Raw genomic sequence first — 23016 nt, forward strand, 5'->3', positions numbered from 1 at the left:
CGACAAATGCAAAAGATACTCAGCATCGCGGCGACTGCGTCCGCGCTGGCCATTGCGGCTTCGGCGCAGGCGGGCGACGTGCGCATCATGTGGTATTCCGACGGGATCGAGGGCGAGGTCATGCAGGATCTGCTTGACCGTTTCTCAGAGCAGAACCCCGATATTAACGTGACACTGGACAATGTGGCCTATCAGGTCATTCAGGAACAGTTGCCGATCCAGCTGGCCGCTGGCGAGGGCCCCGATATCGCGCGGGTCACCAACCTCAAGGAACAGGCCGATCATTGGCTGGACCTGACGCCCTATATCGAAGATCCGGCCTATTGGAACGAGAATTTCGGTGACCAGTTCGACTGGATGCGCCCCGATGACACCGAGATCATTCCGGGTTTCATGACCCAGCTGACGCTGGTCGGCGGCTTTGCCAACAAGACGCTGTTTGAACAGGCCGGTGTCGAGATGCCGGGCGAGGGCGCGACCTGGGAGGACTGGGTCAATGCCTCGACCGAGGTGCAGGAAAGCCAGCAATTGCCGGCGGCCTTTGTCATCGACCGTTCGGGCCACCGGATCACCGGGCCGATGATTTCCTATGGTGCGCAATTGAAGGGCGAAGATGGCAAGCCCGCCCCGCTGGATGCGGCGGCGCAGGAGTTCATCACCCAACTGGTCGGCTGGACGGAAAGCGGCCAGCACATGAAGGATGTCTGGGTCAGTGCGGCCGGTACGACCTATCGCGCTGGTGCGGATGAGTTCATCAACGCCAATATCGCCTTTTACTATTCGGGCTCGTGGCAGGTGGCGAACCTGACAACCAAGATCGGCGACGGGTTTGATTGGGTCGCGACCGGATCGCCTTGCGGTGCGGCGGGATGTTCGGGTCTGCCGGGTGGCGCGGCGTTGGTCGCCAACAAGAACACCCAGAACCCCGAGGATGTTGGCAAAGTCATGGATTACCTGGCCAGCACCGAGGTGGTGAAGGAATTTACCGAACGCACGCTGTTCCTGCCCGCGCATCAGGGCGTGATCAAAGCCGGCGATCTGGATTTCCAGACCGATGACGCGAACGCCAAGGCGGCCCTGGAGGTGTTTGTCGCGGCAACCGGCGATCTGCTGCCCGAAGCCAATGCGATCCCGGCATGGCGCTATGCCAATGCCGTTTATGGCGGGATGGTCAGCCGGATCAGCCAGGCCATGGCTGGCGAAATGCCGGTGGCCGATATCTTTGCCCGCATCGATAACGACATAGCCGAGCAAGTCGCCGCGGCGGACGCAGGTCAGTGATGCAGCGGGGCGTCTCATACTGGGTGATGGCGCCCCTTCGCTGGCTGGCGCGGATGGCCGATGTGCCGCTGCGCGCCTGGCAACGCTTGACCGGACAGGGCGGCATGATCGCCCTGTTCCTGCTGCCCAATATGGCGATCTTCACCGTTTTCGTCCTTGTCCCGCTGGTCATGAACGCGCTTTATTCGACCACCGGCGGGGTCGAGTTCTTTCTGGCGGACCGCCCCTATATCGGGTCCGACCACTATCAGCGCTTGCTGGATTGCGGCAGCTATCTGGACCCGCTGAGCTGCCGCGACGACATGTTCTGGACCGCCGTCTGGAACACCGCGCGCTTTGTCATCTTTCAGGTCGGCTCGATCATTCTGGTGGCGATGATCACCGCACTGATCCTGAACCGCGCCATCCCCGCCAAGGCATTCTGGCGCGCCGTTTTCTTCTTTCCGGTTCTGCTGAGCCCGGTTGTTGTCGGCCTGATCTGGAAATGGATCCTGCAACGTCAGGGCCTGGCCAATCTGGGCATGGTCGAACTGGGGCTAGAGCCGGTCAACTGGCTCACCGAACGATTCTGGGCCTTCGTCGCCGCAGTGGGCGTCAGTGTCTGGGCGCATATGGGGTTCTATACGCTGATCCTGCTGGCCGGTTTGCAGGCGATCCCGCGCGATCTTTATGAGGCGGCCGAAATGGACGGCACCCCGCCGTTTCGCGTCTTTTACCGCATCACCCTGCCGCTGCTGATGCCCAATCTGCTGGTCGTTCTGGTGCTGGCGCTGATCCGTGCCGTTCAGATCTTTGACGAGGCCTATGTGTTGACAGGCGGCGGGCCGGGCACCTCGACCATGTTTATCACGCAATATATTTACGAGGTCGGTTTCGCCAATCTGCTGCGCAATCCGGGGCTTGCGGCTGCGGCCTCTATCCTGATGGCGGGGGTTCTGGTCGTGCTGACGCTGATCCAGCTATGGCTGAGCCAACGGGCGGGGAAACGCTGATGCGCTGGCTGGTCGCGAGACGCGGGAAAACCGGTGATGGCCGCGGTTGGCACTGGACCGATATCGCCACCTGGATCTGGTTGATCGGCGGCACGATCCTGATGTTCGGCCCGGCGCTGTGGCTGGTTCTGTCCAGCTTCAAGACACCCGCCGGACTGGCCGAGTTTCCGCCCACCCTGTTGCCCTATACGCAGCAGACCGTTCAGGTGGATGGTGCCGAAAAACCACTGTTCACCGTGACGCTGGAAGATGGCAGCGAAAAGACCATGGCGGAACTGCGCCGCGTGGGCATCGTTGCGCAGATGGTCGATCCCGACGCGCCCGAGGACGAGGTGCTCCGCGTCAATATCTCAGAGCGCACGCCCATTCGCGAGGTTCGCTTTGCGCTGGAAAACTATACCCAGCCTTTCCTGCAATTCGACTTTCTGCTCTATCTGCGCAACTCGGTCTTTGTGACCCTCATGGCCACGCTGATCACGCTGCTGACCAACTCGATGGCGGCGTTTGCCCTGTCGAAATATGATTTCCGTGGCCGAAATGCGGTGATGCTGCTGATCATCGCCACGCTGATGGTGCCGCTGTCGGTGATCCTTGTGCCGCTCTATTCGGTGGTCTCGGCGACCGGGCTGCTGAACAGCCTCTGGGGGGTGATCCTGCCCACGGTTGCCACGCCGACAGGGGTGTTCCTGCTGCGCCAATACATGCTGACCATCCCCGACGAGTTACTGGACGCGGCGCGGATGGATCACGCAAGCGAGTGGCAGATCTATTGGCGCATAGTCCTGCCGCTGGCTGCGCCGGCCTTGGCGGTGCTGGCGATCTTTTCGGTCGTGTGGCGGTGGAATGATTTTCTGTGGCCGCTTGTCGTGCTGTCGCGCAAGGAACTTTACACATTGCAGATCGGGCTGAACACCTATGCGGGCGAGCTGAACGTCCAGTGGCACTTTATCCTTGCGATGACCGTGGTTGCGATGATTCCGGTCGTGCTGGTCTTCGTCTTTCTTCAGCGCTTTATCACCGCAGGCATTGCCGGAACGGGACTGAAATAATGGGTCAGATCGAGCTGCAGAACATCGTCAAATCATTCGGCACGGTCGAGGTGATCAAGGACATCTCGCTGACCATTCCCGAGGGTGAACTGGTCGTTTTCGTTGGCCCCTCAGGTTGCGGGAAATCGACCTTGCTGCGGCTGATCTCGGGGCTGGACCAACCGACATCGGGCAGCGTGATGATCGACGGGCAGGATGTGACGCGGCGGTCGGCTGCGGATCGTGGGCTGGCAATGGTGTTTCAATCCTACGCCCTTTATCCGCATATGTCGGTGCGCCAGAACATGGCGTTCGGGCTGGAAAACACCAGCATGCCAAAGCCCGAGATTACCGCCCGCATCGAGGACTCGGCCCGCATGCTGGAAATCGAGGCGCTGCTGGATCGCCGCCCCGGCCAACTGTCCGGCGGTCAGCGCCAGCGGGTCGCCATTGGCCGTGCAATTGTCCGCGAACCAACGGCGTTCCTGCTGGATGAGCCGCTGTCCAATCTGGACGCGGAATTGCGGGGCACCATGCGGGCCGAGCTGGCCGCGCTGCATGGCCGCTTGGGCAAGACGATGATCTATGTCACCCATGACCAGATCGAGGCCATGACGCTGGCCGACCGCATCGTCGTGCTGCGCGGCGGTGTGGTGGAGCAGGTCGACACGCCGCTGAACCTGTTCAACGCGCCTGCCAACCGCTTTGTCGCGGGCTTTATCGGTGCGCCCAGGATGAACTTTCTGACGGCGCCCGATGGCCGCACCATGGGCATCCGCCCCCAGCATCTGCGCCTTGGTGAAGGCGGCATGACGGTCACGGTCGAGATGGCTGAAAATCTGGGCGCGGAAACGCTGATCCACGCCCGCACCGACAAGGGCGAGCAGATACTGGCAATGCTGCCGGGTCAGATACAGCCTGAACGCGGCGAGACACTATCGCTGACCCATGATGCCGCTGATGCGCATTGGTTCGGAGAAGACGGCCTCAGGCAGTAACCTTCAGGGAACCTCGTGGCCCAGTGCGGCCTCGTAAAGCCAGAACCAATCCTTGCGGTCCAGCGTGATCCGCAGCGCGTCTGACAGGCGTGCGATCCGTTCGATCCGATTGGTGCCCATGACCGGGATGATCCCCGCCGGATGCGCCAACAGCCATGCCACGGCAATGGCCGCCGGATCGACGCCATGACGCTCGGCCAGTTCGCGCAGCCGCTCGGTCAGGCGCGGTTGTGCGGCGGCCATCAGGCTGCCACCACCAAGGGGGGACCAGGCCATCACGGTCATTCGCTGGCGCTGCAGATAAGCCAGATCGCCATTGGCAAAGGCGTCGTGCGCGGACAGGTTCAACTCTATCTGATTGACGGCCAGGCGTTGCGTCATCCGGCTTTGCAGCAGATCGACATCCCAGGGCCGAAAATTCGACACGCCGACAGATCGCACCTTGCCGCTGTCCACCAACCCGTCCAGGGCCGCGCCGGTCGCATCGGCATCCATCAACGGATCGGGGCGATGCAGCAGAAGCAGGTCGATCCGGTCGGTTGCCAGATCGCCAAGGCTGCGTTCGACGGCGGCGGTGATATAGGCGGGCGAGGTGTCGTAGTGTTTGACCCCGGCATCCGCGTTACGCCCGATCGGGGCGACGATGTCGCATTTCGTCACCACTTCGCAGCGATCGCGCAATCCCGGCGATGCGCGAAAGGCCGCTCCCAGCAGCGCCTCGCCTGCATAGTCGCCGTAGATATCTGCGTGGTCCAGCGTGGTGATGCCCTGTTCCTGACAGGTTTCGATCTTGCGCTGTACATGTGCGGGCGAGGTGTCGGCATCGTCGCCCAAGCGCCACATGCCATAAACGATGCGGCTGACATCCAGCCCATCCGCGATCTTGACCCGTTCCATCAGCGGCGTTCTCCGGTTCCCAGTGGCGTGGCGGGCATGCCTGCCGGCACGCGGCCATATGCATGGGGCAGTGAGCAGGTTTTCAGATGTGGCATGACCAGCCGGCCGAAATGTTCAGCCTCGTCCATATGCGGATAGCCCGAGAAGATGAAGGCACGGATGCCCATGCGGCGGTATTCCTCGATCTCGGACAGGATCTGATCGGCTGATCCGACCAGCGCCGCCCCGCAGCCAGATCGCGCCCGCCCGATGCCCGTCCACAGATGCGGCTCGACATAGCCGAACTGATCGGCCAGTTCCCGCGCGCGGGCCTGATGCGAAACGCCAAGGCTGCTGGCATCATGGGCGCGTTCGCGGATCAACCGGCCATATTCGTCATCAAGCTTGGCCACCAGATGGTCTGCATATTCCCGCGCTTCGGCCTCGGTGTCGCGCACGATCATATGGACGCGCAGCCCGTAATCCAGCGTTCGGCCATGTGCGGCGGCGCGCGCATTCACCGCGCGCATCCGTTCGGCGATCTGGTCCTTGGGTTCTGGCCACATCAGATAGACGTCGCATTGCGCCCCGCACAGTTCCAGCGCGTCGGGCGAGTAGCCGCCGAAATACAGCAGTGGCCCGCCGTTTTGCTGATAGGGCCGGGCAGGCTCCGTGGGGACATTCTGGAACTGATAGATCTCGCCCTGATGGTTGATCTCGTCCTGTGTCCAGGCCTGACGCAGGATCTGCACGACCTCGTGGCTGCGGCGATAGCGATAGGCGCTGTCTTCCTTTTGGCCGGCGAAATCACTGCTGATGACGTTCAGCGTCAATCGCCCCTCCAGCATATGGTCCAGCGTGGCGATGGCGCGGGCCAGCATGATCGGCTGCACCTCGCCCATGCGGATCGCGGCCAGCAGATTGATCCGCTCGGTGATCGGCGCGCAGCCGGCGACGAAGCTCAGCGTGTCCTGCCCGACCTGATAGGATGAGGGGCACAGCACATTGCGGAACCCCAGATCCTCGGCGCGCTGGACAATGCTTGAGCAGTGTTTCCACGAGGAACGCAGATCGCCGTCGGGCACCCCCAATTGGCGGTAATCATCAGAACAAAGTGCGGCGAACCAAGAGACTTCGCTGGCATCCAGATCTGCCGAGGTGACGGGAACGATGGTCATCGGCGCCCTCCTGCGCTTTTTCCTTGCTTACCTTCGGTGATCGGGTAAATCAATAATATATCAATTCGAGAGATCATGCCGCAATCCGCCCCGCTTCCTGCCTATCTGCGACTGGCCGAGACCTTCGGGCGCGATATCGCGTCGGGCCGGCTGAAGGATGGTCACAGACTGCCGCCGGAACGCGAGATGGCGGCGGATCAGGGTGTTGCCGTTGGCACGCTGCGCAAGGCGCTGGCCGAGCTGGAAACGCGCGGGCTGCTGATCCGCAAACATGGGTCCGGCAACTATGTCCGGGCCCATGGCCGCGCGGTCGGCGTTTATGCGCTGTTCCGGCTGGAACTGATCGAGGGCGGCGGATTGCCGACGGCCGAACTGCTGTCACTGGAACGATGCGCCAAGCCGGCGGATCTGCCAGCATTCGGCGACGGACCCGACGCCCATCGCATTCGCAGGTTGCGTCGGCTTTCGGGACAGCCGGCCAGCGTCGAGGAAATCTGGCTGTGTGCATCCTACGCGGATCGGCTGGATCGGGGCACCTTGTCGGAATCGCTGTATCTGCACTATCGGCGGCATCTGGGCCTGAACATCATCCGCGCCGAGGATCGGGTCGGGCAGGAGGTCCTTCCTGACTGGACGCCGGCAACATTCGGGATGTCGGCCGGCGCGCCGGCCCCGCAGGTGCTGCGCCTGTCCATCGCCGATGACGGGCGTGTGGCCGAGATCTCGCGCAATTGGTTCGATCCGGGCATCGCCCGCTATGTGGCGAGGTTGGCATGATCAGATACGGCATCATCGGGTGCGGCATGATGGGGCAAGAGCATATTCGCAACATCGCCCTGTTGCCCGGCGCTATGGTGGCCGCTTATGTCGAACCCGATGCGGCGATGGCGGCCAGGGCCGCAAACCTGTTGCCCGATGCGCGTCGCTGTGCGTCGGTATCGGATTTGCTGGATCAGCCCATTGATGCGCTGCTGATCGCCAGTCCGAACGACCTGCACCTGCCACAGATAGAGGTGATCGCGACCCGGCGCCCGCTGCCGTTGCTGGTGGAAAAGCCATTGTTCACGGCGCCCGATCAGGCCGCACGGCTGGCGGCACTGGCCGATTATCCCGCGCCGGTCTGGGTGGCGATGGAATATCGCTATATGCCGCCCATTGCCCGGCTGATCGCCGAGGCAGATGCGGTGACGGGTGGCATCAGGATGCTCACCATCCGCGAACACCGTTTTCCATTTCTGGACAAGGTCGGCAACTGGAACCGGTTCAACACCCGCAGCGGTGGCACAATGGTCGAGAAATGCTGCCATTTCTTTGACCTGATGCGACTGATCCTGCGCGATGATCCGGTGCGGGTGATGGCCAGCGCCGGGCAGGCCGTGAACCATCTGGACGAGCGTATCAACGGGCGTCCGCCCGATATCTGGGACAATGGTTATGTGATCGTCGATTTCGCGCGTGGCGCCCGCGCCATGCTGGAATTGTGCATGTTCGCCGAGGGCGCGCGCTATCAGGAACAGGTGTCGGTGATCGGCGCGGATGGCATGATAGAGGCCCATGTGCCCGGCCCCTCACGGTTCTGGCCCGCCGATCTGGGGCCGCCGCCGGTGGCGCAGGTCATCGCCAGCCCGCGCCATCCCAAAGGCCCGCAACTGATCGAGATCCCCGTCGATCCGGCCTTGCTGGCGGCGGGTGATCATAATGGTGCGACCTATTGGCAGCATCGGCGCTTTGTCCAGGCGCTGCAGGGTCAGGCCCCGGTCGAGGTGACCCTGCAGGATGGCTGGTGGGCGGCCGCGATGGGCATGGCCGCGCAACTGTCGGCGCGAACGGGGCAGGCGGTTGATATTGCCGGACTGGATTTCGTTCCCAGGACCAGCCAGTTCGCCGCATCGGTCGCGTGACGGGCGCTTACTCGGTCGCGTGGCCGTTATCGACCAGCCATTGTTTCATCATCGCGATTTCGGCTTCTTGTGCCGCGATCACCTCTTCGGCCAGCGCGCGGATCTCGGGGTCTTTACCGTGCTCAAGAACGATTTGGGCCATGGCGACGGCACCCTCGTGATGGGGGATCATGCCAAGGACGAAATCGGCATCTGCATCGCCGGTCGGCTCGATCATCATGTCTTCGTGCATCTGGGTCATCGCCTCGGCATAGGCTGCCGATGAATCGCCCTGCATCGTGGCCATGTCATGGCCCTCATGGTTGCTGTCCTGCGCATAGGCACCAAAGGCCAGCGCGAAGAGAATCGGGCTGAGTGCGGCGACGCGAATGGTCTTGCGGGTCATGTTTTCCCTCGTGCTTTTATCGTGCTGTTATTGCGGGCTCATGACAACAAAATTGCCTGTCAAAGCAAGCGGATCAGCGATCAAGCCTCGTCACGATGACGGCATTCGGGCCAGCGTGACGATGCTGTCGCCATAGCGGCGCTGGTCGATCTGGGTCAGCGGGGCGGGGATGACGGGTGCCCGTGATTCCTCGCAGACGATCATGGCGTCTGGCGCGATCCAGCCGCCCTCGAGCGCCGATGCAAGGGCGCGTTCGGCCAGGCCCTGCGCATAGGGTGGGTCGAGGAAGATCAGCCCATATGGCGCGCTGCGGTTCGGGCCGAGCCTGGTCGCATCGCGCCGCCAGATATCGGTGACACCCATGGCGCGGGCCTTTTCGATATTGGTGCGGATCAGCCCACGGGCCGCACCGCCGTCATCGACAAAGGCCACGCGCGCGGCGCCCCGCGACAGCGCCTCGAGACCAAGCGCGCCGGTGCCGGCAAACAGGTCCAGCACACGCGCATCCGGGATCGGATTGCCATGGGTGCCGTTGATCAGCAGGTTGAAGATCGCCTCGCGCACCCGATCCGTGGTTGGGCGCAGATGGGCTGCCGTGTCGCCCTCACCGACATCAGCCAGTTTCAGCCCGCGCAGGCTGCCGCCGACGATCCTCATGGCCACCGCCGTGTTTGCGTCCCGCGACGGGCGGGGGGCTGTCTGCCCCCCGCACCCCCCGAGGATATTTCTACACCGAAGATGATCATGATGCCCGTGGCGTGCCGCGGGCGGTGATCTGACCTGTTTTGGCGGTGGGGATGGGCATGTTTCTCTCTGGCTGGCGTGTGTCCGGGGCGCACCCTATAGTCGCGGCGAATCCGTTGCAATTCGTGGAGGACGCGATGACGATCAAAGCTGGTGACAAGCTGCCCGATGGTAAATTGCTGCATCTGGGCGAGGGTGGCCCCGCAGCCGTGGACATGGCCGATCTGGCCAAGGGCCGGGTGGTGATTTTTGGTTTGCCCGGTGCCTATACCGGCACCTGTACAACCGCGCATATGCCCAGTTTTATCCGCACCGCTGATCAGTTTCGTGCCAAGGGCGTGGACCGGATTGTTTGCCTGACCGTGAATGATCCTTTTGTCGCAACAGCCTGGGCCAGGGAAACCGGCGCTGACAAAGCGGGGATCGAGGTGCTGGCCGATGCGGATGGCAGCGTGACTGCCGCGATGGGGTTGAATTTCGATGCGCCGCCCGCCGGTTTTTATGGCCGGTGTCAGCGCTGCGCGATGATCGTCAGTGACGGTGCCGTCGAGGTGATCCAGATCGAGGATTCGCCCGGTGTCTGCACCGTGTCGGGTGGCGAGGCGCTGCTGGACCACGCGTGACGGCCCGTGATGCCGGTTGAACGGGATCGGCAGACGCTGCGCTTTTATGATCAGAATGCGCCGGAATACGTGGCGGGCGGGTTGCAAGGCCCGTCGCGCCATTTGATCGGCTTTGTTGCGCGCCTGGCTGAGGGTGCCCGGGTTCTGGAATTGGGGTGCGGCGGCGGGCGCGATGCAATCGAGATGATTGCGGCAGGGCTGCAGGTCACGCTGGTCGACGCAAGTCCGGCTATGGCCAAGCAGGCCGAGGCGCGGACAGGCCTGCCCGTCCGGGTGATGGGTTTTGATGAGATCGACGCGCGGTCGGCCTATGACGGCATCTTTGCCAATGCCAGCCTGCTGCATGTCCCACGCGAGGCCTTGTCCGGTATTCTGACGCGGATCCATACGGCGTTGCGGCCCGGAGGATGGCATTTCGCCAGCTATAAGGCCGGCCTTGCCGAGGGGCGCGATGAATTCGGTCGTTTCTTCAATTATCCCGACGTGGATTGGCTGCGTGCAACCTATGGCGCGGCGGGGCTGCGGGTCGATACGGTTCAGGAATATCCCGGTGGCAGCTATCGCGGCGTGCTGCAGCCCTGGATCGGGATCACGGTGCAGAGGTGAGCTTTTACTACTTTGCCTATGGATCGAACATGCTGCCTGCCCGGCTGGTGGCACGTTGTCCCTCGGCGCAGGTGTTCGGCAGGGCGGCGGCACCCGGCTGGCGGGTCGAGTTCTGGAAGCATGGACGGGATGGATCGGGCAAGGCCACGCTGATCGAGGATACGGCAACGCAGGTGCCGGGGGTGCTGTATCGGATCGAGGATGGCGATCTGGCGGCCCTTGACCGGGCCGAGGGTGCCGGCTTCGGGTATGATCGCCTCGATGATCTTGCGATCGACGCAGCAGGGACGGCGCTGCGTGTCGCCAGCTATGTCGCCTCGCATCCCGAGCCCGATCTGCTGCCGTTCGATTGGTATCTCGCATTGGTCGTTGCCGGGGCGGAACAGGCCGGGTTAGGCGCTGACCATATCGCTGCATTGCGCCGCCATGACTGGCAGGTTGACGCGTTTCTTGCGCGGGCAGGGCGGCAAGAGGGGCTGCGGGCCTTGACGGCGCATGGTTGGGCAGACGCGGCGGCGGTTCTGCAGGGTCAGGCAGGCTGATCCAGTCCGGCCTGTCGTTCGAGGTTGCGGCATGTGTCGATGATGATGTCGCGCAGCCAGCGATGCGCCCGGTCGTTGCGATATCGTGGATGCCAGCCGATATTGATGACCGGCGGCACCTGTTCGAACGGCAGGGCGGCCCAGGTCAAACCCTTGCCATCCAGATGCAGGCTGATTTCCGGCACGACGGCGATGAAGTTGGATGACCGCAGCAGCGCGGGTGCCAGGCCATAGCTTGTGATCGAGGCGTTGACCTGTCGCCGCCGGTTCAGCCGCGCCAACAACTGATCGACCGGACCGTGCAGGCTGCCTTCGACCGGCGAGACGATCAGTTGCGGCAGGCGGCAGAAATCGTCCAGCGTGATCTGTCCGTCGGTCAGATCCGGATGCCCCTGCCGCCAGGCGACGCAGTTTGGGCCCTGAAGCAGCCGTGTGGTCTGGAACGACGACGGCATTCTGGGCGCCGCGGTGATCGCGATATCCAGCGTTCCGGCCTCGGAATCGTCCGTCATCGTGTCGTGGTTCAGGGCGCCAGTGGTCAGCCGCAGGTTCGGTGCAAGTTCAGACATGGCGTGCAGGATCGGGGGCAGGACAACAGCAAGAGACAGATCCGTGGTTGCGAGGTGGAAATGACGATTGCTGGCTGCCGGATCAAAGGCCACTTCGGAAAAGATCAGCTCGGACATGTCCTGCAACAGCGCATGCAGCGGGGCCTGCACCGCCTGCGCGCGGGGCGTCGCCACCATGCCATGCGCGTTGCCGACCAGAATATCGTCGCCCATCAGGTCGCGCAGCCGTGCCAGTTGCGCAGATAGCGCCGGCTGGCTGATCCCCAGACGTCGCGCGGCGGCGGTGACGCTGCGTTCGGCCAACAGCGCGTCCAGCGACACCAGCAATCCCAGATCGGCGCGACGTATATCCATACAGGTTATCCTGACTATATCGTCAATCGATTTTTATTATTCACGCCAAGAGCCCATTGTCTAGTCATCAAGACACACAGCAACACACATCTAAGGGAGAACCGAAATGTCCGTCAAACTTGCAACCGCCGCCCTGCTGACCGCCCTCGCACCCGCAGCCGTCATGGCAGAAACCGCAACCCTGACCGTTCCGCTGGCCGGCGCGACCATTCAGAACGAAGAGGCCGATATGAGCGTCTATTTCGTTGATGGCGAGGACGGCGCGGTGACGGTTTATGCCGCCTATGTCACGGATGATGCGCCTTACGCACCCAACCGCCTGACCATGTCGCTGCAAAACGGCGATGATGTCACCTTTTCGCTGCCGGGCCTGCCGGAAACGAATTACAGCTTTGCCCGCACCGGCGGCATCGTGACCGTTACGGGCGAACCCGTTGAGCCGGCAATCGCCGCCAACAGCTAAGCTGTCGCCACCCGCAAACGAAAAGCCCGCCAGATCGTCTGGCGGGCTTTCGCATGTCTGCAATGGCGTGCTGGTTAAAGCGCCAAACGCTGCCGAGCGGCGGCGTATTCGTTGGCCAGACGGTCCACCAGTTCGGCCGCTGGCAAGACCTCGCTCACCGCGCCGATGCCTTGTCCGCAGCCCCAGATCGTGCTCCAGGCTTTGGGCTTGGACGCGCCTTGGCCGAAATCCATGCTGCTGGCATCGGCGCGTTCCAGCGCCTCTGGGTCCAGCCCTGCATTGCGGATCGACGGAGCGAGGTAGTTGCCCGAAACGCCAGTGAACAGCGATGATGTGACGATATCCATCGCCCCGGACTCGACGATCATCTGCTTGTATTCGGGCTGGGCGTTTGCCTCGGTCGTGGCGATGAACGGGCTGCCGATATAGGCCAGATCGGCCCCCATCGCCTGCGCCGCCAGCACCGCATCGCCGGTGGCAATCGCGCCTGACAGCAGCAGCGGGCCGTCGAACCATTCGCGGATCTCCTGGATCAATGCAAAGGGCGATTGCGGGCCGGCATGGCCGCCAGCGCCGGCAGCCACGGCGATCAGGCCGTTGGCGCCTTTCTCGATGGCCTTTCGGGCGAACTTGTTGTTGATGATGTCGTGCAGCGAGATGCCGCCGCAGTCATGGGCCGCGTCGTTTACTTCCTTGCGTGCGCCAAGCGAGGTGATCCAGATCGGTACCTTGTAGCGGTGGCAAATCTCGATATCGCGTTCGAGCCGCGCGTTGCTGCGATGGACGATCTGGTTGACGGCGAAGGGCGCGGCGGGCTGGTCGGGATTGGCCTGATTGTGGCGGTCCAGCTCTTCGGTGATGCGGGTCAGCCATGCCTCGAGCATGATCGGTTCGCCATCCTTTTCGCGGGCGTTCAGCGCCGGAAAACTGCCGACGATGCCGGCCTTGCATTGCGCGATCACCAGATCAGGGTTCGAGACGATGAACATGGGCGATCCCACGACCGGGATACGCAGGTTTTGCAGGATGGGTGGCAGCATGGCGGTCTCTCCCTTGACGTTCGCGGCAACTATGCGGTGGCAGATGCCGGCCCGCAAGAGTGACGTCGCGCCCGCTGCGCAGAGCATTGGCGTGCCGTTAAGCTTTGAGCGGCGCACCAAGCGTGCGGTGGGGGCGCAACAGTGCAACACCCTGGCCCGCGAAAATGCCAGCGTTTACTGGGTTTCATGCCGCACAGCACGTACACCGCGCGTGCACAGGGCGTACACAACCTGTACACAGGCTGCGCACCTGCGGTTAGGGATGTGTTAGCGAATGGGGGCGGATTGCGCAGGGAGGCGTTGCGCCGCTCTGCCAGCTGTGCTTGCCGCATCTGACGCGCGCCTGCTCTGAGCCCACCTTGACCGATGTGACGCACGGATGACTGCTATCACGAGAGTGCCGAAAACCTTCAACAACCATACAGGTTTTGAATGGCGTTCGTGGCACGGTCAATCGGAGCGACTTGCCCCTGTTCAAAAAAGGAGCGTTTTTAGATCGTGCGGACCCGTTCCCTGTCAACCTAGTGTCTAAGAATGTATAGGCAAGTATAGATTTTAAAGTTATATACGGTTATATCTAGTTAGAGTTGCCTATAATTTGGAGTATTAGGATGGACCCCTACCGCAATCCATTCGCCCCCGGAGCAGGAAGCAGGCCTCCTGAGTTGGCAGGGCGTGATGACATCTTGGAAGACGCTAAGATCGCATGTGGCCGCGCCTTGCTGGGGCGCAATCCGAGATCCATGATGCTTCTTGGATTGCGAGGAACAGGCAAGACAGTCTTACTGAATGAGATTGGTCGCATTGCAGAAAAGCAGGGCTATTTCATCTCAAAAATCGAGGCCCCTGAACACCAAAGCCTCGCGCGACTTCTCTATCCAGAAATGCGTAAGGTTTTACGCGCACTATCATCAATCGAAGCTACAAAGCAACTTGCACATCGTGGCCTCAGAGCCCTTCGCGGCTTCGCGTCGATATTCAAGATCGAGGTGGCTGGCGCGGAAATTGGCGTCGAACCCCAACCTGGGCTTGCCGATAGTGGCGACATTCAGTTCGATCTCCCAGACCTTTTCACAGCTATCGGGAAAGCAGCAAAAGCTGGGGGCAGGGGTTGGGTGCTACTGATCGACGAGGTGCAATATCTTTCTGAAGCAGACCTATCCGCTCTCATCGTATCAATTCATCGAATGTCACAAGAAGGTCTGCCCGTGATTATGGTTGGCGGAGGTCTTCCACAGATTGCCCGCCTTGCCGGTGAGGCCAAATCCTACTCTGAAAGACTCTTCCTATATCCAGGTGTTGGTGCGCTCGACCCAGCATCCGCAAGACAAGCGGTGGAAAAGCCTATCGTCGAGGAAAATGCCGCTATCTCACCTGATGCCCTCACACAGATAGTGACCAAAACACAAGGCTATCCTTTTTTTCTGCAGGAGTGGTCATCTAAGGCCTGGGACAATGCCGAAGGTTCGGAAATCACTAAACATGATGTAGACAATGCCTATACCGAAACCCTCACATCACTCGACGACGGCTTCTTCCGAGTGCGCCTAGATAGACTGACGCCAAAGGAAACAGAGTTTGTAACGGTCATGGCCTCACTTGGGAATGGCCCTTATGCCATGAGCGATATCGCGAAGGCTTTGGGTAAAAAACTGTCTTCGCTTGGCCCAGTGCGTGCAAAAACCATCTCCAAAGGGATGATTTATAGTACTGAGCACGGTTTTCTTGACTTTTCAGTTCCGCTTTTTGCAGAATTCATGCGCCGTCAAGCGTAGGCTTTCCACGCCAGTAGTGATCAGCTTGAAGCTGCCAAAAACCACCGTTTTTGAACGGCCCCAGGAACTGATGATGCCACAGTCGCTGCGAAAGCGTGCTTTGTCCCGTGCAGTTGCAATGACCACGGTTACTGTCCAATCACCAGAAAGCCCCGCCATTGCTGGCGGGGCTGTCTGTTTCTTAGTGCAGCTGCTCGGGCTTTGGCCCTTCGCCGACCGCGCCCAGCTTGGGACCGGCGGTGCCGATGTGGTCGCCCACGATCAGCCCGTCATCGCCTGCGCTGACGGATACGGTCTGGCCGTCCAGCACCTCGCCTGCCAGCAGCATTTCGGCCAGCGGGTCCTGCAAGGCGCGCTGGATCACGCGTTTCAGCGGGCGGGCGCCGTAGACCGGGTCATAGCCTTCGTTGCCCAGCCACTCCATCGCCTTGTCGTCCAGTTCCAGCGTGATCTTGCGTTGTGCAAGGCGCTGTTCCAGCAGCCAAAGCTGGATCCTGACGATGCCGTCCATGTTTTCGCGTGTCAGGCGGCGGAAGATGATGATCTCGTCCAGGCGGTTCAGGAATTCCGGGCGGAAATGGGCCCGCACGGCCTCCATCACGTTGTGGCGCGCGTCGCCGCTATCGGCCCCATCGGGCAGGGTGGACAGTGCTTGCGAGCCTAGGTTCGAGGTCAGAACGATCAGCGTGTTCTTGAAATCGACCTTGCGGCCCTGTCCGTCGGTCAACTGACCGTCATCCAGCACCTGCAACAGCACGTTGAAGACATCCGGGTGCGCCTTTTCGACCTCATCGAACAGGATCACCGAATAGGGCCTGCGACGCACGGCTTCGGTCAGGGCACCGCCTTCGTCATAGCCGACATAGCCCGGAGGCGCGCCGATCAGGCGGGCGACCGAGTGTTTTTCCATGTATTCCGACATGTCGATGCGGATCATCGCGCCTTCGTCGTCGAACATGTATTCGGCGATGGCCTTGGTCAGTTCGGTCTTGCCGACCCCGGTGGGGCCGAGGAACAGAAAGCTGCCAAGCGGGCGGTTTTCGTCGTTCAGTCCGGCGCGTGCGCGGCGTACCGATTTCGAGATCGCGGTGACGGCCTCGCTTTGGCCGATGACGCGCTGGCCGAGGATTTCCTCCATCTTCAGCAGCTTGTCACGTTCGCCTTCCAGCATCTTGCTGGTCGGGATGCCGGTCCAGCGTTCCACGACCTCTGCGATCTGTTCGGGGCGCACGGCCTCTTCGACCATGACGCCATCGGTGGTGTCATCGCTTTCGGTTTCCGCGATCTGCTTTTCGAGAGCAGGGATGATGCCATAGGACAGCTCGCCCGCGCGGCCCAGATTGCCTTCGCGCTTGGCCTGATCCAGTTCGGCGCGGGCGCGGTCAAGCTGTTCCTTGAAGCCCCGCGCGCCTTCCAGCTTGTCGCGTTCGGCCTGCCAGCGGGCGGTCATCTCGTGGCTGCGTTCCTGCAGGTCGGACAGGTCTTTTTCCAGCCGTTCCAGCCGGTCTTTCGAGGCCGCGTCGTCTTCTTTCTTCAACGCCTCGGCTTCGATCTGCATTTGCAGGATCTGGCGGTCGAGCTGGTCCAGTTCCTCGGGTTTGCTGTCGACCTCCATCCGCAAGCGGCTGGCGGCTTCGTCCACGAGGTCGATGGCCTTGTCGGGCAGGAAACGGTCGGTGATATAGCGGTTCGACAGTTCTGCCGCCGCCACCAGAGCCGCATCGGAAATGCGCACGCCGTGGTGCAGTTCGTATTTTTCCTTGATGCCGCGCAGGATGCTGATCGTATCCTCGACGGTCGGTTCCTCGATCATCACCGGCTGGAAACGACGGGCGAGGGCCGCGTCCTTTTCGATATACTTGCGGTATTCGTCCAGCGTGGTGGCGCCGACGCAGTGCAACTCTCCGCGGGCAAGCGCGGGCTTGATCAGGTTGGCGGCGTCCATCGCGCCATCGGTCTTGCCCGCGCCGACCAGCACGTGCAATTCGTCGATGAACAGGATGATTTCGCCAGCGGCGGCCTCGATTTCCTTGAGGATGGATTTCAGCCGCTCCTCGAACTCGCCGCGATATTTCGCGCCGGCGATCAGCGCGCCCATGTCCAGCGACATCAGCTTTTTGTTGCGCAGGGATTCGGGCACGTCGCCGTCGATGATGCGCAGCGCCAGACCTTCGGCGATGGCGGTCTTGCCGACGCCGGGTTCACCGATCAGCACCGGGTTGTTCTTGGTGCGGCGCGACAGAACCTGCATGGCGCGGCGGATTTCCTCATCGCGGCCGATGATCGGGTCGATCTTGCCTTCTTCGGCAGCCGCGGTCAGGTCGCGGGCGTATTTCGACAGCGCCTCATAGCCGTCCTCGGCGCCTGCCGTATCGGCGGTGCGGCCCTTGCGGATATCGTTGATCGCGGCGTTCAGCGCCTGTGCGTTGACCTTGCCGGCCGTCAGCGCGTCCTTGGCGTTGGTATTGGCGATGGCCAGCGCGGTCAGGATGCGTTCGGCGGGCACAAAGCTGTCGCCGGCCTTCTTGGCCAGTTGCTCGGCCTCGTCCAGCACGCGCACCATCGAGGGATCGACATAGACCTGCCCCTGACCGCCCGAGACTCTGGGCAGCTTGGCCACGGCCTGATCGACGGCCTGGCGCACGGCCTTGGCGTCGCCGCCGGATTTGTTGATCAGATTGGTTGCAAATCCCTGATCGTCATCCATCAGGGCCTTTAGCAAATGCTCTGGCATAACCCGCTGATTTTCTTCGCGGATCGCGATAGTCTGGGCCGCCTGCAGAAAGCCACGCGACCGTTCCGTGAACTTTTCCATGTCCATCGGTCATTCTCCTTATGGTTAGCCCCCGTTGATGAGCCGCCCTGTCGGCACGGCTCGGTTCGGGTCCTTATGTGGCAAAATGGGCACGGACTTTCGGGCTTTCAAGACAGTCGAACGGGTGTATAACGCCTCGGTTCAACGAAAGTTCGGAGGCTTCAATGGATGACCGGCTGATCGTGGCACTGGATGTGCCTGATGCGATTTCTGGGTTGGAGCTGGCGGGCAAGCTGGGCGATGCCGTCAGCTTTTACAAGATCGGGCTGGGCATGCTGACCGGCGGCGGGCTGGCGCTGGCAAATGAGCTGAAGGCAGAGCACGGAAAACGCATTTTCCTGGATATGAAGCTGTTCGATATCGGTGCGACGGTCGAGGCGGCGGTGCGCGGTCTGACGCAGTTCGATCTGGATTTTCTGACGGTGCACGGCGATCCGCATGTGGTGCGTGCCGCAAAAGAGGGGGCGGCGGGGACCGGCCTCAGGATTCTGGGCGTCACCATTCTGACCTCTCTGGATCGCGCCGATCTGGATGCGGGGATGATCCAACCCGGCGATATTCACGACATTACGGTCGAACGCGCCGCGCGTGCCTTTGACGCGGGCGCGGACGGGATCATCTGTTCCCCGCGCGAGGCCAGCGCGATCCGCGCCTTGCCGAATGCAGGCCTGATCGTGACCCCCGGAGTGCGGCCAGCGGGCGCCGATCCGGGCGATCAGAAGCGGGTCGAAACCCCTGCCAGCGCCATCGCGGCGGGGGCCGATCATATCGTCGTGGGCCGCCCGGTCTGGCAGGCCCAAAGCCCCCGCGCGGCTGCCGAATCCATTCTGGCCGAGATGGCCTCGCCGCAGGCAACCACGCCCAACGGCTGACCGCAGCAACACCGGCGGGCGCTGTGGTCATCTGTTGTTGACGGTAAGAGATGCAGGCTGCAACTCTTGCAAAAAAGAGGGGCGGCGATGGAACAGGACATCTCGGGGGTGCGGCAAAAGGCCAACAACGATCTGGTCGTTTCCTTTCGCTCGGTCCGGCGCGCTATCGGGGTGTTGGGATTGTTCCTGCCGTTTTCGCTGGTCGCATATGGGCTATTCAGCGCCGATGGCATTCTGGGCAGCATGTCGGCCTATTACTATTCCCCCATGCGAGAGATTTTCGTCGGCACGCTTTGCGCGCTGGCGGTGTTTCTGTGGACCTATGAGGGCTATCGCGCCAATCCGGGCGAGATGCTCAGCGACCGGCTGCTGTCGCGCATCGCCTCGCTGGGCGCGGCAGGGGTGGCGCTGATGCCGACCGCATCGGCGGCGGTCTTTGCGGAAGCGGGCGCGCCGGTGACCGAGGCGCTGCCGGTTACCTGCACGCTGACCCAGTGCATCTTTGGCGAGGGCATCATCAGCGTCGTGCATTTTCTGGCGGCAGCGGTGTTTTTCATCGCCATGGCGGTGATCGCGCTGGTGCTGTTCACGCGGGGCGATGCAAGCGATCCGGCCAAGCAGGCGGCCAACCGTATCTATCGCATCTGCGGCTGGACCATCCTGACGGCGGTGATCGTGATCGGGCTTTTGCAATTCACCGGGCTGCGCCAGCAATTGCAGGGGATACGCCCGGTCTTTTGGCTGGAGGTGGTGGCCAGCATCGCGATTGCCGTCAGCTGGATGACAAAGGGCGATGCGATGCAGCCCTTGCAGCGGATGATGGTGCCGCAGCGCTAGGCCGCGGCACCGACACCAGGATCAGGTGTTCACGTCAGTCACGGCAAGGCCGGTCAGCTTGTTGTTCGCCGCCTTTTCCATGTCCAGGATACGGCCCAGAATGTCGGCAGCGTCCTTGTGGCCCAGTTCCTTGGCCCATTCGCGCAGCGTGCCATAGCGGGCGATCTCGTAATGCTCGATCGCCTGCAGGCAGCCCACGACCGCGGCCTCCAGTGCCACGCCTTCGGCTTCGTCGATGACGCCTTCGCATTCCTTGATCAGGCCCTCGATGGCATCGCATTTCTCGCCCTCGGGCTTTTCCCCGATGACCTTGAACACGTCCTTGAGCAGGTCAACCTGCTGCCTGGTCTCGTCCATATGGCCTTCGATGGCCTTTTTCAGCTCTGCCGTTTTCACCGCCTTGGCGACCTTTGGGCCGGCCTTCAGAATGGCGTTCTCGGCGTAATAGATGTCTTTCAGCGTGTGGCTGAAGGCGTCAGCTAGGGTTTTCACGGGTGATCCTCCTGTTGGACCTGTTGGGATATCGTGGCGGGACAACAAGCGGCGCGAGGTCAGGGTTGCGTGTCGCCGATTTGATAATTGTTAGAGAGAACCGCGTTGATCCAGTTCTTGAAATGCGGCACCGCGCGGGGATGGGCCAGAAAGCCGGCAACCGGCATCATCCGCCATTCCTGACCCTCGTCGCCAAACCGGATCGCGGCGATTTCCTGTGCGAGAATAGTGCCGTGCAGCAGCCATGCGGTGCGACCGGGAGATTGTGCCGAGGGAAAGGCGCGCGCCGTCAGCCGTTCGGGCGGCAGTTCGATGCCGAATTCCTCGGCCAGTTCGCGCAGCCCGCATTGCATCGGGGTTTCACCGGCCTCGCGCCCGCCGCCCGGCAGATCCCAATGCGCCGGAAAGGGGATGTGGTCGAAATCGTCGCGCAGGCAGGTCAAAAGCGCGCCGTCATGGGTCAGCAGCAGCTTGGTCCCGATGAAATCGAGGCCAGGTGCGGCGTCATTCATCGTCGTTGATGTCGCGGTCCCAGATGCGCACCTGCCCCTCGCGCACGCCCACGGCGCGGCGAAGGATCAGCCAGATCACGCCCGACAAGAGCGCGGTGACGACCAGTGCCAGCGGCAGCCCCGCCGACCAGAGGTCAGCAAGGATGACGACGCCCATGATCGCGGTGGCCAGCGCGATGCCCATGAAGATCCAGCCGGGCAGCAGCAATTCCAGCAGGGCCAGCAGCAGCGCGGCGATGAGCCAGATCCAGCCGTTGTCCCAGATCATTTGCGCGACCCCGTCAGCAGGCGGAACGCATCGCCGAAGGCGTCAACCGCCGCCGCCGGGACGATCACGGTCTGACTGCCCTCGCTATTGCCGACGGCGGTCAGGGCCTCGACCTGTTTGAGGGCCACCTGATATTGCGCGGCCTCGAGCCCGCCCTTGGCGATGGCTTCGGCAATGGCCGATGTGGCATATGCCTCGGCCTCGGCCAGAATGCGGCGGGCCTTGGCCTGCTGTTCGGCGGCGTAAAGGTCGCCATCGGCGGCCAGTTCGACGGCGCGGCGCCTGCCCTCGGCCTCGGTCACCTGTGCGCGCCGCGCACGTTCGGCGTTGAGCTGTTGCAGCATTGCGGCGCGGGTGGCCTCGTCCAGATTGACGTCGAGGATCTCGGCGCGCGTGACCTCGATGCCCCAGTCATCGACGATATTGGCCAGCGAATCGCGGATCCGTTCGATCAGGCTGGCACGGTTGGACTGGACCTGATCCAGTTCCATGGTGCCGATCTCGGAGCGGACGATGCCGGCGACGGTGGTGGCGATGGCGGCATCGACATCGCGGATGCGGTAGACGGTTTTTTCGGGTTCGATGATCCGGTAAAAGACGCTGCTTTCGACCTGCACCAGCACGTTGTCGGCGGTAATCGCGTCCTGGCTGTTGGTCGGCAACTGGCGTTCCAGCACCGAGATCTTATGCGCCACCCGGTCGATGAACGGGGTGATGATGTTGATCCCCGGTCCCAGCACCGAACGCAGGCGGCCGAAGCGTTCGACCACGTATTTTTCCGATTGCGGCACGATGCGGATGGCCGAGGTGATCGCCAGAAAGATGACGACCGCAAGGATGATGTAGAAGATGTTCTGGCCCAGAAGGTCGAGAAGCGTGTCTTGCATGGGTGTTTCCTGAAAACTGATTACGGGTGACGCGAAGCCTATTCGGCGGCGACCGAACGGGGTGGGCGGCCGGCGCAATCCAGCACCGAAAGTCTGCGGACAATGCGGCTGATCCGCGCGGCGACATCGTCGAATTCCGGCAGCGGGGTCAGGGTCGCCTCGTCCATGTAGAGGCTGCGGTCGATTTCCAGCTGCACGACATGGATATTGCGCGCGGGCGCACCGTAGGTCGAGGCGATATAGGCGCCTGAAAAGGGCGAGTTGCGACGGAGCTGCCAGCCCTCGTCCTCGCAGGCGCTGGTGACGGCGTCGCTGACATGGGCCGAGGCCGATTTTCCGTGCCGGTTGCCCAGCACGATATCCGGGCGTGGCCGGGACAGGTTGCCGAGCGCGTCACGGGGCATCGAGTGCATGTCGATCAGCACCGCCTGGCCAAAGCGGCGATGCGCCTCGGTGATCAGCGACGACAGGGCGTCGTGATAGGGGTGCCAATAGGCGGCAAGGCGGCGGTCGGCCTCGGACCGGGTGATCGGCTTTTTGTGGATCGTGCGGCCCTGCGACACGACGCGGGGAATGACGCCCAGCCCGGCCATGGTGCGCTGGTTTTGCGGCGCGCGCGGGGCGCCGGTGACGACCAGCGGGTCAATCTCTTCGGTGCCGCGATTGAGGTCGACCAGCGCGCGCGGATAACAGGCGCTGAGTGCGACGGCACCGAAATCGGGCGCGCAGGCGATCAGCCGGTCGATGAACGCATCCTCGGACGAGCGCAGCAGATTCAGGGGCAGGCGCGACGATGCGAGGAACCAGTCAGGATAGATGCAGCCCGAATGCGGCGATGCAAAGATCACCCCATTGGCCCAGTGTCGGGGCCGGGTCAGAATGAATGCCGGGGCAGTGTCGGTCATTCCCGTAAGATCCGCTTTCTTGCCTGTCTGTGACTTCTTTATAAGGCTTTCCCAATCTGTTCCAATAGCACTT

General features: G+C 62.3%; 25 protein-coding genes. 13 read left to right on the forward strand and 12 right to left on the reverse strand.

Annotation, left to right across the window (positions count from 1 at the left end; all coding sequences use genetic code 11):
* Positions 1-6 precede the first annotated feature (6 nt).
* The 4 genes from CUV01_RS09160 to CUV01_RS09175 are packed head-to-tail and all read left to right on the forward strand — an operon-like array spanning position 7 to position 4299.
* Positions 7-1281: an ABC transporter substrate-binding protein gene (locus CUV01_RS09160; protein WP_101460201.1), complete on the forward strand. Its 1275-nt coding sequence runs from the start codon at positions 7-9 to the stop codon at positions 1279-1281.
* Positions 1281-2273, forward strand: a complete 993-nt coding sequence (locus CUV01_RS09165; RefSeq protein ID WP_101460202.1) for a carbohydrate ABC transporter permease — start codon at positions 1281-1283, stop codon at positions 2271-2273. The genes CUV01_RS09160 and CUV01_RS09165 overlap by 1 nt, the downstream gene beginning before the upstream one ends.
* Positions 2243-3322: a carbohydrate ABC transporter permease gene (locus tag CUV01_RS09170; protein ID WP_232962175.1), complete on the forward strand. Its 1080-nt coding sequence runs from the start codon at positions 2243-2245 to the stop codon at positions 3320-3322. The genes CUV01_RS09165 and CUV01_RS09170 overlap by 31 nt, the downstream gene beginning before the upstream one ends.
* Positions 3322-4299, forward strand: a complete 978-nt coding sequence (locus tag CUV01_RS09175; RefSeq protein WP_101460203.1) for an ABC transporter ATP-binding protein — start codon at positions 3322-3324, stop codon at positions 4297-4299. The genes CUV01_RS09170 and CUV01_RS09175 overlap by 1 nt, the downstream gene beginning before the upstream one ends.
* A 3-nt stretch (positions 4300-4302) precedes the next feature.
* Here the strand turns inward: CUV01_RS09175 and CUV01_RS09180 are convergent, their stop codons facing one another.
* Both CUV01_RS09180 and CUV01_RS09185 read right to left on the reverse strand, forming a co-directional pair.
* A complete protein-coding gene (locus CUV01_RS09180) occupies positions 4303-5196 on the reverse strand; it encodes an aldo/keto reductase (protein ID WP_101460204.1) in 894 nt (297 codons plus the stop codon).
* Complete coding sequence (locus CUV01_RS09185) at positions 5196-6353, reverse strand: LLM class flavin-dependent oxidoreductase (RefSeq protein WP_101460205.1); 1158 nt, start codon at positions 6351-6353, stop codon at positions 5196-5198. The genes CUV01_RS09180 and CUV01_RS09185 overlap by 1 nt, the downstream gene beginning before the upstream one ends.
* 75 nt (positions 6354-6428) lie before the next feature.
* Between CUV01_RS09185 and CUV01_RS09190 the strand changes: the two genes are divergently transcribed.
* On the forward strand, positions 6429-7130 hold the full coding sequence (locus CUV01_RS09190; RefSeq protein WP_101460206.1) for a GntR family transcriptional regulator: 702 nt from the start codon (positions 6429-6431) through the stop codon (positions 7128-7130).
* Entirely contained in the window at positions 7127-8254 is a 1128-nt protein-coding gene (locus tag CUV01_RS09195; RefSeq protein WP_101460207.1) for a Gfo/Idh/MocA family protein, read from the forward strand. Before CUV01_RS09190 ends, CUV01_RS09195 begins: the two co-directional genes overlap by 4 nt.
* A 7-nt stretch (positions 8255-8261) precedes the next feature.
* Here the strand turns inward: CUV01_RS09195 and copM are convergent, their stop codons facing one another.
* Both copM and rsmD read right to left on the reverse strand, forming a co-directional pair.
* Positions 8262-8639, reverse strand: coding sequence for a CopM family metallochaperone (gene copM / locus CUV01_RS09200; protein WP_101460208.1), 378 nt, complete (start codon positions 8637-8639; stop codon positions 8262-8264).
* Positions 8640-8729: 90 nt separating this feature from the next.
* Entirely contained in the window at positions 8730-9296 is a 567-nt protein-coding gene (gene rsmD / locus CUV01_RS09205) for a 16S rRNA (guanine(966)-N(2))-methyltransferase RsmD (protein ID WP_101461988.1), read from the reverse strand.
* Between the two features lie 224 nt (positions 9297-9520).
* Between rsmD and CUV01_RS09210 the strand changes: the two genes are divergently transcribed.
* The 3 genes from CUV01_RS09210 to CUV01_RS09220 are packed head-to-tail and all read left to right on the forward strand — an operon-like array spanning position 9521 to position 11154.
* Positions 9521-10006 carry a peroxiredoxin gene (locus CUV01_RS09210; protein WP_101460209.1) on the forward strand — a complete coding sequence of 162 codons (486 nt, stop codon included), beginning with the start codon at positions 9521-9523 and terminating at the stop codon, positions 10004-10006.
* A gap of 9 nt (positions 10007-10015) precedes the next feature.
* Positions 10016-10612, forward strand: coding sequence for a class I SAM-dependent methyltransferase (locus CUV01_RS09215; RefSeq protein WP_101460210.1), 597 nt, complete (start codon positions 10016-10018; stop codon positions 10610-10612).
* Positions 10609-11154, forward strand: a complete 546-nt coding sequence (locus CUV01_RS09220) for a gamma-glutamylcyclotransferase family protein (protein ID WP_101460211.1) — start codon at positions 10609-10611, stop codon at positions 11152-11154. Before CUV01_RS09215 ends, CUV01_RS09220 begins: the two co-directional genes overlap by 4 nt.
* Here CUV01_RS09220 and CUV01_RS09225 read toward each other — a convergent pair.
* Positions 11142-12077 carry a LysR family transcriptional regulator gene (locus CUV01_RS09225; RefSeq protein WP_101460212.1) on the reverse strand — a complete coding sequence of 312 codons (936 nt, stop codon included), beginning with the start codon at positions 12075-12077 and terminating at the stop codon, positions 11142-11144. The two genes, CUV01_RS09220 and CUV01_RS09225, sit on opposite strands and share 13 nt — an antisense overlap.
* Before the next feature lie 106 nt (positions 12078-12183).
* Between CUV01_RS09225 and CUV01_RS09230 the strand changes: the two genes are divergently transcribed.
* Positions 12184-12540 carry a hypothetical protein gene (locus CUV01_RS09230; RefSeq protein WP_101460213.1) on the forward strand — a complete coding sequence of 119 codons (357 nt, stop codon included), beginning with the start codon at positions 12184-12186 and terminating at the stop codon, positions 12538-12540.
* Positions 12541-12614: 74 nt separating this feature from the next.
* Here the strand turns inward: CUV01_RS09230 and CUV01_RS09235 are convergent, their stop codons facing one another.
* Complete coding sequence (locus tag CUV01_RS09235) at positions 12615-13580, reverse strand: NAD(P)H-dependent flavin oxidoreductase (protein WP_101460214.1); 966 nt, start codon at positions 13578-13580, stop codon at positions 12615-12617.
* A 611-nt stretch (positions 13581-14191) separates the two neighbouring features.
* Between CUV01_RS09235 and CUV01_RS09240 the strand changes: the two genes are divergently transcribed.
* Positions 14192-15355, forward strand: coding sequence for an ATP-binding protein (locus CUV01_RS09240; RefSeq protein WP_101460215.1), 1164 nt, complete (start codon positions 14192-14194; stop codon positions 15353-15355).
* A gap of 181 nt (positions 15356-15536) precedes the next feature.
* Here CUV01_RS09240 and clpB read toward each other — a convergent pair whose 3' ends face one another.
* Positions 15537-18176: an ATP-dependent chaperone ClpB gene (clpB, locus tag CUV01_RS09245; RefSeq protein WP_101460216.1), complete on the reverse strand. Its 2640-nt coding sequence runs from the start codon at positions 18174-18176 to the stop codon at positions 15537-15539.
* 158 nt (positions 18177-18334) lie between these two features.
* On the opposite strand from clpB, the gene pyrF reads away from it, so the two are divergent.
* Positions 18335-19042, forward strand: a complete 708-nt coding sequence (gene pyrF / locus CUV01_RS09250) for an orotidine-5'-phosphate decarboxylase (protein ID WP_101460217.1) — start codon at positions 18335-18337, stop codon at positions 19040-19042.
* A gap of 87 nt (positions 19043-19129) precedes the next feature.
* Positions 19130-19879 carry a hypothetical protein gene (locus tag CUV01_RS09255; RefSeq protein ID WP_101460218.1) on the forward strand — a complete coding sequence of 250 codons (750 nt, stop codon included), beginning with the start codon at positions 19130-19132 and terminating at the stop codon, positions 19877-19879.
* A 21-nt stretch (positions 19880-19900) separates the two neighbouring features.
* Here CUV01_RS09255 and CUV01_RS09260 read toward each other — a convergent pair whose 3' ends face one another.
* Genes CUV01_RS09260 through CUV01_RS09280 form a run of 5 tightly spaced genes read right to left on the reverse strand, consistent with a single transcriptional unit; the run spans position 19901 to position 22943 of the window.
* Entirely contained in the window at positions 19901-20371 is a 471-nt protein-coding gene (locus CUV01_RS09260) for a YciE/YciF ferroxidase family protein (protein ID WP_101460219.1), read from the reverse strand.
* 59 nt (positions 20372-20430) lie between these two features.
* Positions 20431-20883 (reverse strand): NUDIX hydrolase, encoded by a 453-nt coding sequence (locus CUV01_RS09265; RefSeq protein ID WP_101460220.1) that lies wholly within the window; start codon positions 20881-20883, stop codon positions 20431-20433.
* The gene (locus CUV01_RS09270; RefSeq protein WP_101460221.1) at positions 20876-21151 is read right to left on the reverse strand and encodes a hypothetical protein; all 276 of its coding nucleotides are present in this window, start codon (positions 21149-21151) and stop codon (positions 20876-20878) included. The genes CUV01_RS09265 and CUV01_RS09270 overlap by 8 nt, the downstream gene beginning before the upstream one ends.
* Positions 21148-22038: an SPFH domain-containing protein gene (locus CUV01_RS09275; RefSeq protein WP_101460222.1), complete on the reverse strand. Its 891-nt coding sequence runs from the start codon at positions 22036-22038 to the stop codon at positions 21148-21150. The genes CUV01_RS09270 and CUV01_RS09275 overlap by 4 nt, the downstream gene beginning before the upstream one ends.
* A 38-nt stretch (positions 22039-22076) precedes the next feature.
* Positions 22077-22943, reverse strand: coding sequence for an N-formylglutamate amidohydrolase (locus CUV01_RS09280; protein ID WP_101460223.1), 867 nt, complete (start codon positions 22941-22943; stop codon positions 22077-22079).
* Positions 22944-23016 lie beyond the last annotated feature (73 nt).

Source organism: Paracoccus tegillarcae (genome assembly GCF_002847305.1).
GTDB classification, from domain to species: Bacteria; Pseudomonadota; Alphaproteobacteria; order Rhodobacterales; family Rhodobacteraceae; genus Paracoccus; species Paracoccus tegillarcae.